This window comes from uncultured Polaribacter sp. (assembly GCF_947503875.1).
Classification (GTDB): Bacteria; Bacteroidota; Bacteroidia; order Flavobacteriales; family Flavobacteriaceae; genus Polaribacter.
Genome location: NZ_CANNFH010000002.1, coordinates 497,736 through 511,713, shown reverse-complemented (window position 1 = coordinate 511,713; position 13,978 = coordinate 497,736). Strand labels below are relative to the sequence as shown.

Annotated in this window: 11 protein-coding genes; 4 read left to right on the top strand and 7 right to left on the bottom strand. The window is 31.5% G+C overall.

Translation table 11 applies throughout. The features are described 5' to 3' along the window. Positions 1-8: 8 nt before the first annotated feature. Complete coding sequence (locus Q0684_RS04665; protein ID WP_299013116.1) at positions 9-1,037, top strand: LacI family DNA-binding transcriptional regulator; 1,029 nt, start codon at positions 9-11, stop codon at positions 1,035-1,037. Positions 1,038-1,040: 3 nt separating this feature from the next. Beyond that, positions 1,041-1,838: an HAD family hydrolase gene (locus Q0684_RS04660; protein WP_299013113.1), complete on the top strand. Its 798-nt coding sequence runs from the start codon at positions 1,041-1,043 to the stop codon at positions 1,836-1,838. A gap of 7 nt (positions 1,839-1,845) precedes the next feature. On the opposite strand, the gene Q0684_RS04655 is transcribed toward Q0684_RS04660, so the two are convergent. From Q0684_RS04655 to Q0684_RS04645, 3 genes are all read right to left on the bottom strand, one after another. Beyond that, positions 1,846-2,274, bottom strand: a complete 429-nt coding sequence (locus Q0684_RS04655) for a secondary thiamine-phosphate synthase enzyme YjbQ (protein WP_299013111.1) — start codon at positions 2,272-2,274, stop codon at positions 1,846-1,848. 219 nt (positions 2,275-2,493) lie between these two features. After that, positions 2,494-3,450 carry a carbon-nitrogen hydrolase family protein gene (locus tag Q0684_RS04650; RefSeq protein ID WP_299013109.1) on the bottom strand — a complete coding sequence of 319 codons (957 nt, stop codon included), beginning with the start codon at positions 3,448-3,450 and terminating at the stop codon, positions 2,494-2,496. 25 nt (positions 3,451-3,475) lie between these two features. Continuing rightward, entirely contained in the window at positions 3,476-4,267 is a 792-nt protein-coding gene (locus Q0684_RS04645; protein ID WP_299013106.1) for a DUF2797 domain-containing protein, read from the bottom strand. Between the two features lie 82 nt (positions 4,268-4,349). Here Q0684_RS04645 and Q0684_RS04640 point away from each other — a divergent pair, with 82 nt between their 5' ends. Then, positions 4,350-5,858, top strand: a complete 1,509-nt coding sequence (locus Q0684_RS04640; protein WP_299013104.1) for a GH3 auxin-responsive promoter family protein — start codon at positions 4,350-4,352, stop codon at positions 5,856-5,858. A gap of 2 nt (positions 5,859-5,860) precedes the next feature. Here the strand turns inward: Q0684_RS04640 and Q0684_RS04635 are convergent, their stop codons facing one another. The 4 genes from Q0684_RS04635 to Q0684_RS04620 all read right to left on the bottom strand — a co-directional run bounded on the left by Q0684_RS04635 (position 5,861) and on the right by Q0684_RS04620 (position 10,583). Continuing rightward, entirely contained in the window at positions 5,861-6,838 is a 978-nt protein-coding gene (locus Q0684_RS04635) for a polyprenyl synthetase family protein (RefSeq protein WP_299013103.1), read from the bottom strand. A gap of 123 nt (positions 6,839-6,961) precedes the next feature. Next, positions 6,962-7,999: a 23S rRNA (adenine(2503)-C(2))-methyltransferase RlmN gene (gene rlmN, locus Q0684_RS04630; RefSeq protein ID WP_299013101.1), complete on the bottom strand. Its 1,038-nt coding sequence runs from the start codon at positions 7,997-7,999 to the stop codon at positions 6,962-6,964. A 230-nt stretch (positions 8,000-8,229) separates the two neighbouring features. Continuing rightward, positions 8,230-9,279, bottom strand: coding sequence for a tRNA preQ1(34) S-adenosylmethionine ribosyltransferase-isomerase QueA (queA, locus tag Q0684_RS04625; protein WP_299013096.1), 1,050 nt, complete (start codon positions 9,277-9,279; stop codon positions 8,230-8,232). 74 nt (positions 9,280-9,353) lie between these two features. After that, positions 9,354-10,583, bottom strand: a complete 1,230-nt coding sequence (locus Q0684_RS04620; protein WP_299013091.1) for a 3-phosphoshikimate 1-carboxyvinyltransferase — start codon at positions 10,581-10,583, stop codon at positions 9,354-9,356. 55 nt (positions 10,584-10,638) lie between these two features. Between Q0684_RS04620 and Q0684_RS04615 the strand changes: the two genes are divergently transcribed. Further along, positions 10,639-13,743, top strand: coding sequence for a sialidase family protein (locus tag Q0684_RS04615; protein WP_299013085.1), 3,105 nt, complete (start codon positions 10,639-10,641; stop codon positions 13,741-13,743). Positions 13,744-13,978: the final 235 nt, after the last annotated feature.

Below are 13,978 nucleotides of genomic sequence, written 5' to 3'. Positions count from 1 at the left end.
TATTATTTATGAAAAGACTTACCATTAAAGATATAGCAAAAGAATTTAGTGTTTCTATATCTACGGTTTCTAAGGCACTAAATGATAGCTATGAAATAAGTGTAAGCACTAAAGAGAAAATTCAAAAATACGCTAAAGAAAACAACTACAAACCCAACTTTAACGCGTTAAGTTTAAAAAACAGAAAAACCAAAACCATAGGTATTGTTATACCAGACATGCTAAATTATTTTTTTGCGCAAGTTTTTAAAGGGGTAGAAAAAACAGCCAACAAAAAAGGCTATAAAATCATTTCCTGTATTTCTAACGAATCTTTTGAAAAAGAAAAAGAGACTATAGAAATGCTTTCTAATGGTAGTATAGATGGTTTTATTATTTCTTTAGCTGAAGAAAGTGTGTTAAAAAATGATTTTAAACATTTTGAATATGTTATAAACGAAGGCACACCCATTGTAATGTTTGATAGAGTTGCAGAGGCTATAAATTGTGATAAAGTAGTTACAGACGATTTTAAAGGCGCTGCAAAAACGGTAAAATATTTAGCCAAAACTGGTAGTAAAAATATTGCTTTTATCTCTACCATAAGCAACCTTAAAGTAGGCAAAAAAAGACATCAAGGGTATTTAAAAGGATTAGAAAAAGCAAATTTACCTATAAACAACAATCTAATAATTAACATTTTAGATGACGATTATAAAAATTACGAGAAAATTTTAAAACCCATTTTTGAAAAAAACACAATTGATGCCGTAATTGCAACAGATGAGTCTTCTGCCATTGCAGCAATGAAAGTTGCGCAAAGAAAAGGGCACAAAATACCAGAAAATTTTGCTGTAGTTTCTTTTTCTAACGGAATTTTAGCAAGACACTCTAGCCCTAAAATGAGTACTGTTAGTCAGCATGGAGAAAAAATGGGTGCTACTGCAGCTAAACTACTAATTGAAAGACTAGAGCATAAAGGAGACAGCAATTTAGAGCACCAAACAGTAGTTATTAAAACCGATTTAGTGGAGCGTAATTCTACTAAAAAATCTTAATTAATGAATTTAGAAAATGTAAAATTAGTAGTTTCTGATATGGATGGAACGCTACTAAACTCCAAAAACGAAATAAGTCCTTTATTCTTTTCTCTTTTCAAAAAATTACAAGCAAAAAATATAACTTTTTGTGCCGCAAGCGGAAGACAACACAACAGTATTGTAGATAAACTAGCACCCATTAAAAATGATATTTTTGTAATTGCAGAAAATGGAGGCATTGCAAAAAAAGGAGAACAAACCATATTATCTCATTTTTTAGATGCAAGCAAAGTGCTAAAACTGATTCCCGTTTTAAGGGAAATAGCAGGTGCCAATATTGTTTTATGCTGTGATGAAGCAGCTTTTATAGAAAGTAAAGATGATGCATTTATAAAACTATTTCAAGAGTATTATAGCAGTTTTAAACAAGTAGAAGATTTGCAGGAAATTGCAATTACTACACCCATTTTTAAAATTGCAATCTATCATTTTAACTCTTCAGAAAAATATATTTACCCAATAGTAAAAAGTTTTGATAAAGAACTTTTAATAAAAATATCTGGAACCAATTGGTTAGATATTTCTGCTAAACAAGCCAATAAAGGCAATGCTCTAAAGGAGGTTCAAAAAATATTGAAAATTACCAAAGAAGAAACCATGGTTTTTGGAGATTACCATAATGATATTGAAATGATGCAAGAAGCCGATTTTAGTTTTGCTATGCAAAATGCACATAAAGACATAAAAGAAATTGCAAAATACACCACAAAAAGTAACAATGAATTTGGTGTAGAAAGTATTTTAGAACAACTTTTATAAATTTTATTTACATAGCAGCACCAAAAGCAGAAAGCACTAACTTTCTAGCGCCTCCATAATTTCTATGTTCGCATAAATAAATTCCTTGCCAAGTGCCTAAATTTAATTTTCCGTTGGTTATTGGTATTTCAATTGAACAACCCAAAACAGATGCTTTCAAATGCGCAGGCATATCATCACTACCTTCATAAGTATGAATGTAATAAGGTGCATTTTCTGGAATCATTTTGTTAAAATGACTTTCAAAATCTACTCGAACACTTGGATCTGCATCTTCATTAATGGTTAAACTTGCAGATGTATGTTTTATAAAAACCTTTAAAAATCCTTTTTCTATACTTTTTATTTCAGGTAATTTATTTAAAATAAAATTTGTAATCGAATGAAAACCTCTTTTGTAGGGTTTTAATTGTATTTCTTTTTGTTCAAAAATCATAGTATTAATTTAAAAATTATCGAATGTCATTTCGAGCGCAATCGAGAAATCTCAATTATGGTAATTAAAAATTTAGAGGTTCCTCTATTTCGCTATCGCTTCAATCAGAATAACATAGGGTACAAATTTAATATATGATTCTAAAAATGATATGAATCGAATTTTAAATAAAAAATACTTTAATTATAGAAATCATAAAAGTGTCAAAAATCTTTACACTTAATCATCCTGGAAGGAAACCGTACTTTGTCTTTCTCTGTTTACATGTAATTTAGTTACATCTGGTCTAGAGTAATGCCCAACACAATCAAAATTTTGTCTTTCCTCTAAAACACGATTAAAATCTAAAGTTTCTATAATTAAACCTTCTTTATGTAAAACGGGTGCTATTAACCATTCTCCATCTGGTCCTGCAATACAAGAGCCTCCATTAGCTAAAGTATCTGGCGCTTCCTGTAAAATTTTATCTAAATGTGGTGTATCGTCAGGAAAATCTGTTTTTGTCATTAAACTAGAAACAGAAATTACAAAAGAACGCGATTCTCTTGCTATAAAACGCGTTATATCTTTAGTGTTATAATCGCTGCCAGGCCAAACTGCAATGTGTAAATTTTCGCCTAAACCATACAGTGCTGCTCTTGGCAAAGGCATCCAATTTTCCCAACAATTTAAACCTCCAACTGTAAACTCTTTTAAAGGATGTACTTGTAAACCATTTCCATCTCCAGGCGCCCAAGTTAAACGCTCATCAAAAGTGGGTTGTAATTTTCTATGTACAGATTTAATTTCTCCTTCTTGATTTATATACACCAAACTGGCATAAATGCTGTGTCCTCCTCTATTCTGTGCACGTTCCATAATTCCTAAATAAATAGCAATGTTGTGCTTTTTGGCCAACTTACAAACGCTATCTAATTCACCTTTTTCTATAGTGATAGAGTTTCTAACATAATGCGCATGAATTTCTTTTTGCGTTTTAGAGTTCCATGCAGCACCATTAGTTAAAGCAATCCAAAACGGATAACCAGGCAACAAAGCCTCGCCAAAAACAATTAATTCGCAATTTTCTTTGGAGGCATCTAAAATTACTTTTTCAATCTTTTCAATTGTTTTTTCTTTATTCAGCCAAACAGGTGAAATTTGTGCTAAGGCTACTTTTAAAAGGTTATTTGCCATAATTTTCTAAATTTATACTGTTTTACTAAATACTTAATTCTACCACCAAACCTTCATTACTTCTTACATTAAAAACAGTTTCGTCTTCAAAAATTAAATACTGCCCTTTAATACCCACTAATTTTCCGCTAAAAGTTGGTGTTTTTTCTAAATTTAAACTTTTAGGTTTTTCAGGATATTTTAAAACCGGAAAATTGAGATTGGTTTCTGTATTATGCTCTATGAAATACGGTTTTGCTTCTTCAGGAATGTATTGTTTCAATTTATCTCTCCATTCTACTAAACTTTCATCTTCAATATCATTCTTTAGCATTTTGCGCCAATTGGTTTTGTCTGCTACAAATTCTTTTAACGCAACTTCTGTAATTCCTGCTAAATATCTGTTAGGCACCTCCACAATTTCTATGGCTTCATGCGCTCCTTGATCTATCCAACGTGTGGGAACTTGTGTTTTTCTAGTAACCCCTACTTTTACATTGCTAGAGTTTGCCAAATAGACAATATGTGGTTTTAATTGTACCGATTTCTCATATTCCAAATCTCTATCTTCTTCACCTAAATGTGCTCTACTTAATTCTGGTTTCATAATCCAATCGCCTGCATTTGGTGTATCAAAAAAACAAGATTTACAAAATCCTTGCCTGTAAATTTTCTTTTCTAAATGGCAATTTAAACATTCATAAGTAACAAATTTCAAAGAGATTTCTTTATCTAGTAACTGATTTACATTTAAAAAATCAGTTTTCATATCTAAATAATAATTGATTTCAGAGCCGTTTTCTGTCATCATTTTTTTTAGCACTCCTGTATAAATCATTGTACAAATTTTAGTATTTTTAAAATTCGATTTTAAAACTTATTTTGTTCAAAAATCGACGCTAACAAACTTACGAATTTCTATGGCTTTTCAGTTTATCAATTCTATAATTTCTTGGTTTTTAAAAAAACGAAAACATCAAATTGAGTTATTTTTAAAATACCCAAAAGATGTGCAAGAAGAGTTATTAATGAAGCTTTTAAAAACTGCAAAAAACACAGATTTTGGAAAAGAAAACAACTTTTCGTCCATAAAAAATCATGCAGATTTTATTAAAAATGTACCCATTCAAAAATATGAAACGTTTGAACCTTTGATTGAAAAATGTAGAAAAGGCACACAAAATATTTTTTGGCCATCAGATATAAAATGGTTTGCAAAATCTAGTGGAACTACTAATGCAAAAAGTAAATTTATACCTGTTTCTGATGATGCTTTAGAGTATTGCCATATGAAAGCTGGTAAAGATATGTTGTGTTTGTATATTAATAATAATCCTAAAACTCAACTTTTTACAGGTAAAGGTTTGCGCTTGGGCGGAAGCTCTGAAGTTTATAAAGACAATGGTTCTTATTTTGGTGATTTATCTGCCATAATTATAGAAAACATGCCTTTTTGGGCAGATTTTAGCTCTGCTCCTAGCCAAGAAGTAGCTTTAATGAGCGATTGGGAAACCAAAATGGATGCAATAATAGATGAAACGATAGCAGAAGATATTACAAGTTTAGCTGGTGTACCAAGTTGGATGTTGGTTTTATTAAATCGAGTTTTAGAACGCACAGGAAAAGCAAATATTTTAGAAGTTTGGCCTAATTTAGAAGTGTATTTTCATGGTGGCGTAAATTTTAATCCCTACAGAGAGCAGTACAAAAAAATTATACCCAATAAAGATTTCAAATATTACGAAATCTATAATGCTTCTGAAGGTTTTTTTGCAATTCAAGACAGAAATAATTCAAAAGAATTGTTGTTAATGCTAGATTATGGTATTTTTTATGAATTTGTTCCAATGAGCGAATACAAAGGAGAAAATTCTATAGCAATACCGCTTTCTGAAGTTAAAAAAGACATAGATTACGCCATAATTATTACCACAAACGCTGGTTTGTGGCGTTATTTAATTGGAGATACTGTTCGTTTTACTTCATTAGAACCTTACCGCATTAAAATTACAGGACGTACCAAGCATTTCTTAAATGTTTTTGGTGAAGAGTTGAATATTGAAAATGTAGAAGAAGCCTTAAAATTGGCTTGCGAAAAAACAAATGCCATAATTTTAGATTATACTGTTGGCCCCATTTTTATGGAAGGTAAAGAAAAAGGCGGACATGAATGGTTGTTAGAATTTAAAGAAAAACCGAATTCTATTGGCTATTTTACAGAAGTTTTAGACAATGCTTTAAAATCTTTAAACTCAGATTATGAAGCCAAACGTTATTTAAATATGACGCTTATGCCACCAAAGGTACATGCTGCTAAAACGGGTTTATTTTACAATTGGTTAAAATCTAAAAATAAGTTGGGTGGGCAGCATAAAGTACCAAGACTATCTAATTCTAGAGATTTTTTAGAGGAATTATTGGCGTTATAATACTATATCTTACGTTCAACTACGTAATCAATCATCATTTTTAATGATTTTTTATATTCAGATTCTGGAAAATCGTCTAAAATAGTTAGTGCCTTAGCTTTATAAGCGTTCATTTGATTGGTTGTATATGCTATACCTCCATTTTCTTTAACAAAAGCAATAACTTCTTTAACTCTAACTTTATTTTTGTTATGCTTTTTTATGGAATTGATTAACCAAGTTTTCTCCTTTTTAGAACAATTATTTAAGGTATAAATTAAAGGTAAAGTCATTTTTTGCTCTTTAATATCTATACCTGTTGGTTTTCCTATTTTAGCGTCTGAATAATCAAATAAATCGTCTTTTATTTGAAAAGCAATACCAATATACTCACCAAATTTGCGCATTTGTTGCACACAATCTTGGTTTGCACCAACAGATGCTGCACCAATACCACAACAAGCAGCAATTAAAGTTGCTGTTTTTTTTCTGATGATATCAAAATAAATGGCTTCTGTAATATCTAATTTTCTGGCTTTTTCTATTTGTAACAATTCACCTTCACTCATCTCTCTAACGGCGATAGAAATTAATTTCAGTAAATCAAAATCTTCATTGTCTATAGAAAGTAATAAGCCTTTAGAGAGCATGAAATCGCCAACTAAAACGGCAATTTTATTTTTCCATAATGCATTTATAGAGAAAAAACCTCTTCGCCTGTTACTATCATCCACAACATCATCATGTACTAAAGTAGCTGTGTGAATTAATTCTACCACAGATGCACCTCTGTAAGTTCTTTCATCAAAACCACCATTAGAAACCATTTTTGCTACCAAAAAAACAAACATTGGACGCATTTGTTTTCCTTTTCTGCGCACAATATAATAGGTAATTCTGTTTAAAAGTGGTACTTTAGAAAGCATGGATTCTTTGAATTTTTCTTCAAAGAGCTCCATTTCATTCTTAATGGGAAGTTTAATAAGTTCTACTGGTTTCATCTATATCAAAAATACGATAAATAACTAAGAATCTATTTGGTTTAAATTGCTAAACAACTACAATTAACACAAAAATAAGATTGTTTAATTTTAGGTTACAACAGAATAAAAAAATAATACTTTTTAAGATTTATTTGCCAATTGCCCACAAGCTGCATCTATATCTTTACCTCTACTTCTTCTTACGTTTACAGTAATATCATGCATTTCTAAATTAGAAATATAATTGTTTATGGCAGAAGAGCTGGCTTGCTGAAACTCACCATCGTCTATTGGGTTGTATTCTATTAAATTAACTTTGCAAGGCACATATTTACAGAATTCTACTAATGCTTTTATGTCTTGTTTTCTGTCGTTAATTCCGTCCCAAACTACATATTCATAAGTAATGGTTCTTTGGGTTTTCTCATACCAATATTCTAAAGATTCTTTTAAATCTTTTAAAGGAAATGTAGTATTAAAAGGCATTATAGAAGTTCTTACTTCGTCTATGGCAGAATGTAAAGAAACGGCTAAATTGAATTTTACTTCTTCATCTGCCATTTTTTTAATCATTTTTGGCACTCCAGAAGTAGATACTGTTATTCTTTTAGATGACATGCCTAAACCTTCTGGCGAAGTTATCATTTCTATAGATTTCAATACGTTTTTGTAGTTCATTAAGGGCTCGCCCATTCCCATAAACACAATATTGGTTAATTTTTTATTGTGATATAATCTGCTTTGTTTATCAATTACTACAACTTGATCGTAAATTTCATCTGGATTTAAATTTCGCATTCTTTTTAAACGTGAAGTTGCGCAAAACAGACAGTCTAAACTACAACCAACTTGACTAGAAACACAGGCTGTTGTTCTTTTTGGTGTGGGTATTAAAACAGATTCTACCACCAAACCATCATGTAATTTTATTCCGTTTTTAATAGTTCCATCGTTACTTTTTTGCATGGAATCTACTTTTATATGGTTGATGACGAAGTTGGCTTCTAACATTTCTCTGGTTTGTTTAGAAATGTTTGTCATAGCATCAAAAGTGTGTAAAGATTTGCTCCAAAGCCACTCGTAAACTTGATTTCCTCGAAATGCTTTATCGCCATTTGCTACAAAAAATTCTCTTAATTGTTCTTTGGTTAAGGCTCTTATGTCTTTCTTTTTAGTCAAGTTTTCTAGGTTTTAAAATGCTTTGGCAAAAATACAATATAATTTGAAGTTATTACTGTTGTTGGCAAACTGTTGCGTTAGTGATTGAAGCGATATCCTTTTTTGAGGTACGAAAAAAAGATTTAGCGGAAAGCACGACCCTTGGGTAACGCCCAAATAAAACTCAAAAAAAAAAAACTGACAATTCAAATTAATCATCAGTTTTAAATATATTTTTTTAGAAAGGTTTGTTAGATAATTAACATTGCGTCTCCGTAAGTTGAGAATTTGTAACCTTCTTTAATGGCTTCTTTGTATGCTTCCATTACAAAATCGTAACCACCAAATGCTGCTGCTTGCATTAAAAGGGTAGATTTTGGTGGGTGAAAATTGGTAATCATTGCATTTGCAATACTAAAATCGTGTGGTGGAAAGATGAATTTGTTTGTCCAACCACTGTAAGCATTTAACTGCTGATTTGAAGAAACTGAAGACTCTATAGTACGCATAACTGTTGTACCTACTGCACAAACTCTTCTTTTTTCTGCTTTTGCTTTGTTAATCATATCTGCAGAATTTTGTGGTATCACAATCTGCTCAGAATCCATTTTATGTTTGGATAAATCTTCTACCTCAACATCACTAAACGTACCTAAACCAACGTGCAAAGTCATTTCTGCAAAATCTACACCTTTAATTTCTAAACGTTTTAATAAGTGTTTAGAAAAATGTAAACCTGCTGTTGGCGCTGCAACTGCACCTTCATTTTTTGCAAAAATTGTTTGGTAACGCTCCTCATCTATTGGCTCTACCTCTCTATTCATTTCTTTAGGCAAAGGTGTTTGGCCTAATTCTAGTAATTTTTCTCTAAATTCTTCGTAAGAACCATCAAACAAAAAACGTAAAGTTCTACCTCTAGAGGTTGTATTGTCTATAACTTCTGCAACTAAACTATCATCTTCTCCAAAAAATAGTTTGTTACCGATTCTAATTTTTCTGGCTGGGTCTACTAAAACGTCCCACAACCTGTTTTCTGCGTTTAATTCTCTAAGTAAAAAAACTTCTATTCTTGCACCTGTTTTTTCTTTATTACCAAACATTCTGGCAGGAAAAACCTTGGTGTTGTTTAACATTAAAACATCACCTTCATCAAAATAGTTAATCACATCTTTAAAAACTTTGTGCTCTATAGTGCCTTCCTTTCTGTTTAAAACCATTAAACGAGACTCATCTCTATGGTCTGCAGGATATTTTGCTAGTAATTCTTCTGGTAATTCAAATTCAAAATTCGATAATTTCATACGTATATTTTCTTAGAAAAGTAGCAAATATACGATATGGAGATAGGCGTTGTCAAGCATTTGCCAATTTATCTTTACAAATTATCTATTTTAATACCAATTTGTTGCATATTATCCCAAAAACTTTGGAAGGATTTGGTAACCACTTCTGCATTTAAAATTTTAATAGGCACTTTTAAGGCTAAAGGAGCAAAAGCCATTGCCATTCTATGATCGTTATAGGTTTTTATGGCGATATTTTGGTTGATGTTGGTCGATTTTTCTAAATGCAAACTTTCATTAGTCACCGTAATTGAAGCGCCTAATTTGGTTAATTCTTCTTTTAAAGCTTCTAAACGATCTGTTTCTTTAATTTTTAAGGTATGTAAACCTGTTAAATTACAAGCAATACTTTCTGAAAAACAAGTTACTGCAATGGTTTGTGCAATGTCTGGCGCGTTTTTTAAATTGATTTCTAAGGTTTCCGTTTTGCTTTCGGCTACCTTTTTTAAGGTGATAAAATCTTGACCAAAAACAGTTGCTACTCCAAAATGTTGGTAAATTTCTGCCAAGCAAGAATCGCCTTGTAAACTTTCTTGTTTATAAGCCGATAATTTTATTTCTGAACCAATTTTTGCTGATGCAATTATTGAATAAAAATAACTTGCAGAAGACCAATCTGACTCTACAACTACCGTTTGTTTTTCAATATCTTTTTTAGGCAATACTTTAATAATATTTTCTTCAAACGAAGTTTGGATGCCTAATTGATTTAATAAACTCAACGTCATATTAATATAAGGAATTGAAGTTATTTTACCCACTAATTCAATTTCTAAACCATTTTCTAATTTAGAGGCTATTAATAATAATGACGAAATATATTGGCTACTTACATTACCATTAATGGCTACTTTTGCCTTGGTAATTTTTTGTCCTTTTACACGAATTGGAGGATAGCCAACTTTGTCTTCATAGGTAATTACTGCGCCTAAATCTTTTAGAGCATTTACTAGAATTTCTATAGGTCTGTTTTGCATACGCTCAGAACCTGTAAGCACTACTTCTCTGCCTTCTTTTACAGCAAAATAAGAAGTTAAAAAACGCATTGCAGTACCTGCATGCCCAATATCTACAGTTTCTTTATCGGTTGCTAATGCGTGTTGCATGTGCACAGAATCGTCTGAGTCTGATAAATTGGCTATAGTTAATTCTGGAAACAAGTTTTGTAAAATCAATAATCTGTTCGATTCGCTTTTAGAACCAGAAATTGTTATTTCTTCCTTTATTTTTTGATCCGCTAAAACATTTAACAATATGTCCATTCTAAAAAATGATTTTAATTCTTATTTTTAAACTTTAAAGTTACAACGAAACCTTATGAAAAAATATCTTTTTCTGGCTTTTTGCTTCTTTTTAACTGCAAACGCCAAAGTTAATGCACAAAAGAAATCTACCAAAGTTTCTAACGAAAATTTTAGCGCAATAAACTACAGAAATATTGGGCCTTTTAGAGGCGGCAGAAGTGCTGCTGTTACTGGTGTTACCAATAAAGCAAACCTTTTTTACATGGGAACCACAGGTGGTGGTGTTTGGAAAACCACAGATGCTGGTAACACTTGGCAAAACATTTCCGACGGATTTTTTGGGGGTTCTGTGGGTGCTGTTGCAGTTGCTGAATCTGATAATAACGTAATTTATGTTGGTATGGGTGAAAAAACTGTGCGTGGAAATGTTTCTTCTGGAGACGGCATGTGGAAATCTGAAAACGCAGGTAAAACTTGGAAACATATTGGTTTAAAAAACGCTAGACATATTCCTCGTGTAAAAATTCACCCAAAAAATCCTGATATTGTTTTTGCGGGTGTTATGGGAGATTTATACAAACCTACACAAGAAAGAGGTGTTTACAAATCTACTGATGGTGGTGCAACGTGGTCTAAAAAGTTATTTGCCAATGAAAATGCTGGTATTGTAGATTTAATAATAGACCCCAATAATCCTAGAATTTTATATGCAACTACATGGAATATTAGAAGAACACCTTATAGTTTGTCTTCTGGTGGACCAGGTTCTGCACTTTGGAAAAGTACAGATGAAGGTGAAACTTGGACCAACATTTCTACCAACAAAGGTTTGCCTGATGGCGTTTGGGGAATTAGTGGTGTTACAGTTTCTCCTGTAAATTCTGATATTGTGTATGCTTTAATTGAAAATAAAAATGGTGGTGTTTACAAATCTACAGATGCTGGTAAAACTTTTAAACTCATAAATTCGGAAAGAAAATTAAGACAAAGAGCTTGGTACTACACGCGTTTGTATGCAGATACACAAAATGAAGATATTTTATATGTGTTAAATGTACGTTACCACAAATCTACAGATGGTGGTAAAACTTATAAAACCTACAATGCGCCTCATGGAGATCATCATGATTTATGGATTGACCCAAATGACAACCAAAGAATGATTATTGGTGATGATGGTGGTGCTCAAATTTCTTTTGATGCAGGTGAAAATTGGTCTACTTATTTAAATCAACCCACTTCTCAATTTTACAGAGTAACCACAGATAATCATTTTCCGTATAGAATTTTAGCAGCGCAACAAGACAATTCTACCATAAGAATTTCGCACAGAACTGCTGGTAGATTTATTACAGAATCTGATTGGGAATCTACTGCTGGTGGAGAAAGTGCACATATTGCTGTAGATCCTTTAAATGATGAAATTGTGTACGGTGGAAGTTATGGTGGTTTATTAACTAGAAAAAACCATAAAACAGGAGAAACAAGAGCGATTAATGTTTGGCCAGATGACCCAATGGGGCATGGAGCAGAAGATTTCAAATATCGTTTTCAATGGAATTTCCCAATTTTCTTTTCACCAAATAATAAAAACCGTTTGTATGCAGCTTCTAATCATTTACACGTTACTGAAAATGAAGGACAATCTTGGAAATTAATTAGTCCAGATTTAACTAGAAACGACCCAAAAACCTTAAAATCTTCTGGAGGACCAATTACACAAGACAATACTGGTGTAGAATATTATGGAACAATTTTCGCTGCAACAGAATCTGCTTTAGAAACTGGTTTAATTTGGACAGGTTCTGACGATGGTTTGGTTCATATTTCTAGAGATAATGGAGCAAATTGGACTAATGTTACTCCTAAAAAAATGCCAGAATGGATGATGATTAATTGTATTGAAGTTAGTCCGTTTGATAAAGGAAGTGCTTATATTGTGGGTACAAAATATAAATCTGGAGATTATAAACCCTACATCTACAAAACAGAAAATTATGGTAAATCTTGGAAATTAATTGTAAGCGGAATTGAAAATGAAAGTTTTACAAGAGCTTTAAGAGCAGATCCAAAACAGAAAGGTGTTTTATATGCTGGTACAGAAAAAGGAATGTATATTTCTTTAGATGATGGTAAAAACTGGGAATCTTTTCAGCAAAACTTACCAATTGTACCTATTACAGATTTAGCCATTAAAAACGATAACTTAATTGTAGCAACTCAAGGTAGATCTCTTTGGATTATTGATGATTTAACACCTATTCATCAATTAAATAATGCGAAAGGGAAAGATAACTTTTTGTACAAACCCAAAGATGCATACAATTTAAGTGGCGGAAATGGTAGCACTTCTAGAACTTTAGGCACAAATCATCCTGGTGGAGTTGCAGTGAATTTTTTCATTAAAAATAAAGAAGAAAAAGATGTAGTTTCATTAACTTTTTATGATAGTAATAATATTCTAATTAAAAGGTTTTCTACAAAACCAAACAAAGAAAAAAGAGAAGGTACGCTTAACCTAAAAGATGGCAATAACACGTTTTACTGGAACATGATGTATGATGGTGCTGAATCTGTAAAAGGAATGATTCTTTGGTGGGCATCTTTAAGTGGACCAATGGCTTTGCCTGGTAATTATAAAGTTGAATTGACTGTAAATGAGACAAAAATGTCTCAGAATTTTAATCTTCTTAGAAATCCATCTTCTGAAGCTACAGAAAGTGATATGAAAGCGCAATTTGATTTCATTAATGACATCAATACTAAAATGACTGAAATTCATAAAGCACTTAAAAATGTAAAGAAAGTTCGTAATCAGGTTGGTCTATTAAAGAAGTCAATAAAAGATAAAGAAAAGTATAAAGCCTTACTTGACTATGCTGATACTCTATTAAAAGGCATGACTGTAATAGAAGAAGCTTTATATCAAACAAAATCGAAAAGTGGGCAAGATCCTTTAAACTTCCCAATTCGTTTAAATAATAAATTAGCGCATTTAAATTCTCTAACAAGAATGGGGAATTATGCACCTACGCAACAAGCAATCGATTTTAAAAATGAAATCACCAAAGATATTGATGCTGAATTGGTGAAATTAAATGCTCTTTTTAATTCAGGAGTACCTAAATTAAACAAAATGGTTAAAGAAAGTGATATAGATTTGATTCAGTTGGATTAAGTAATTTAGGTTTTAGTTGAAATTCAAAAGTCACACTGACGTAGATAGTATCGATTAAATTTTTGGATTTTAGATTATTTTTTAAGATTCAAAAAAATTATAGCTTAATATAAATACAATAAAAACTCAAAAAAGTCACACTGATCTTGTCGAAGTGCTCTCCACAACGTTGGCAGTATTATGATATCTTCGAAAAGCTCAGACTGACTTAGATAGTATTAATTGAAATTTTAGC

What these genes read in the sequence shown, in the direction of transcription:
- Q0684_RS04665 (WP_299013116.1), top strand. Translation starts at nt 9, where the DNA reads ATGAAAAGACTTACCATTAAAGATATAGCAAAAGAATTTAGTGTTTCT.
- Q0684_RS04660 (WP_299013113.1), top strand. Translation starts at nt 1,041, where the DNA reads ATGAATTTAGAAAATGTAAAATTAGTAGTTTCTGATATGGATGGAACG.
- Q0684_RS04655 (WP_299013111.1), bottom strand. Translation starts at nt 2,274, where the DNA reads ATGATTTTTGAACAAAAAGAAATACAATTAAAACCCTACAAAAGAGGT.
- Q0684_RS04650 (WP_299013109.1), bottom strand. Translation starts at nt 3,450, where the DNA reads ATGGCAAATAACCTTTTAAAAGTAGCCTTAGCACAAATTTCACCTGTT.
- Q0684_RS04645 (WP_299013106.1), bottom strand. Translation starts at nt 4,267, where the DNA reads ATGATTTATACAGGAGTGCTAAAAAAAATGATGACAGAAAACGGCTCT.
- Q0684_RS04640 (WP_299013104.1), top strand. Translation starts at nt 4,350, where the DNA reads ATGGCTTTTCAGTTTATCAATTCTATAATTTCTTGGTTTTTAAAAAAA.
- Q0684_RS04635 (WP_299013103.1), bottom strand. Translation starts at nt 6,838, where the DNA reads ATGAAACCAGTAGAACTTATTAAACTTCCCATTAAGAATGAAATGGAG.
- queA (WP_299013096.1), bottom strand. Translation starts at nt 9,279, where the DNA reads ATGAAATTATCGAATTTTGAATTTGAATTACCAGAAGAATTACTAGCA.
- Q0684_RS04620 (WP_299013091.1), bottom strand. Translation starts at nt 10,583, where the DNA reads ATGGACATATTGTTAAATGTTTTAGCGGATCAAAAAATAAAGGAAGAA.
- Q0684_RS04615 (WP_299013085.1), top strand. Translation starts at nt 10,639, where the DNA reads ATGAAAAAATATCTTTTTCTGGCTTTTTGCTTCTTTTTAACTGCAAAC.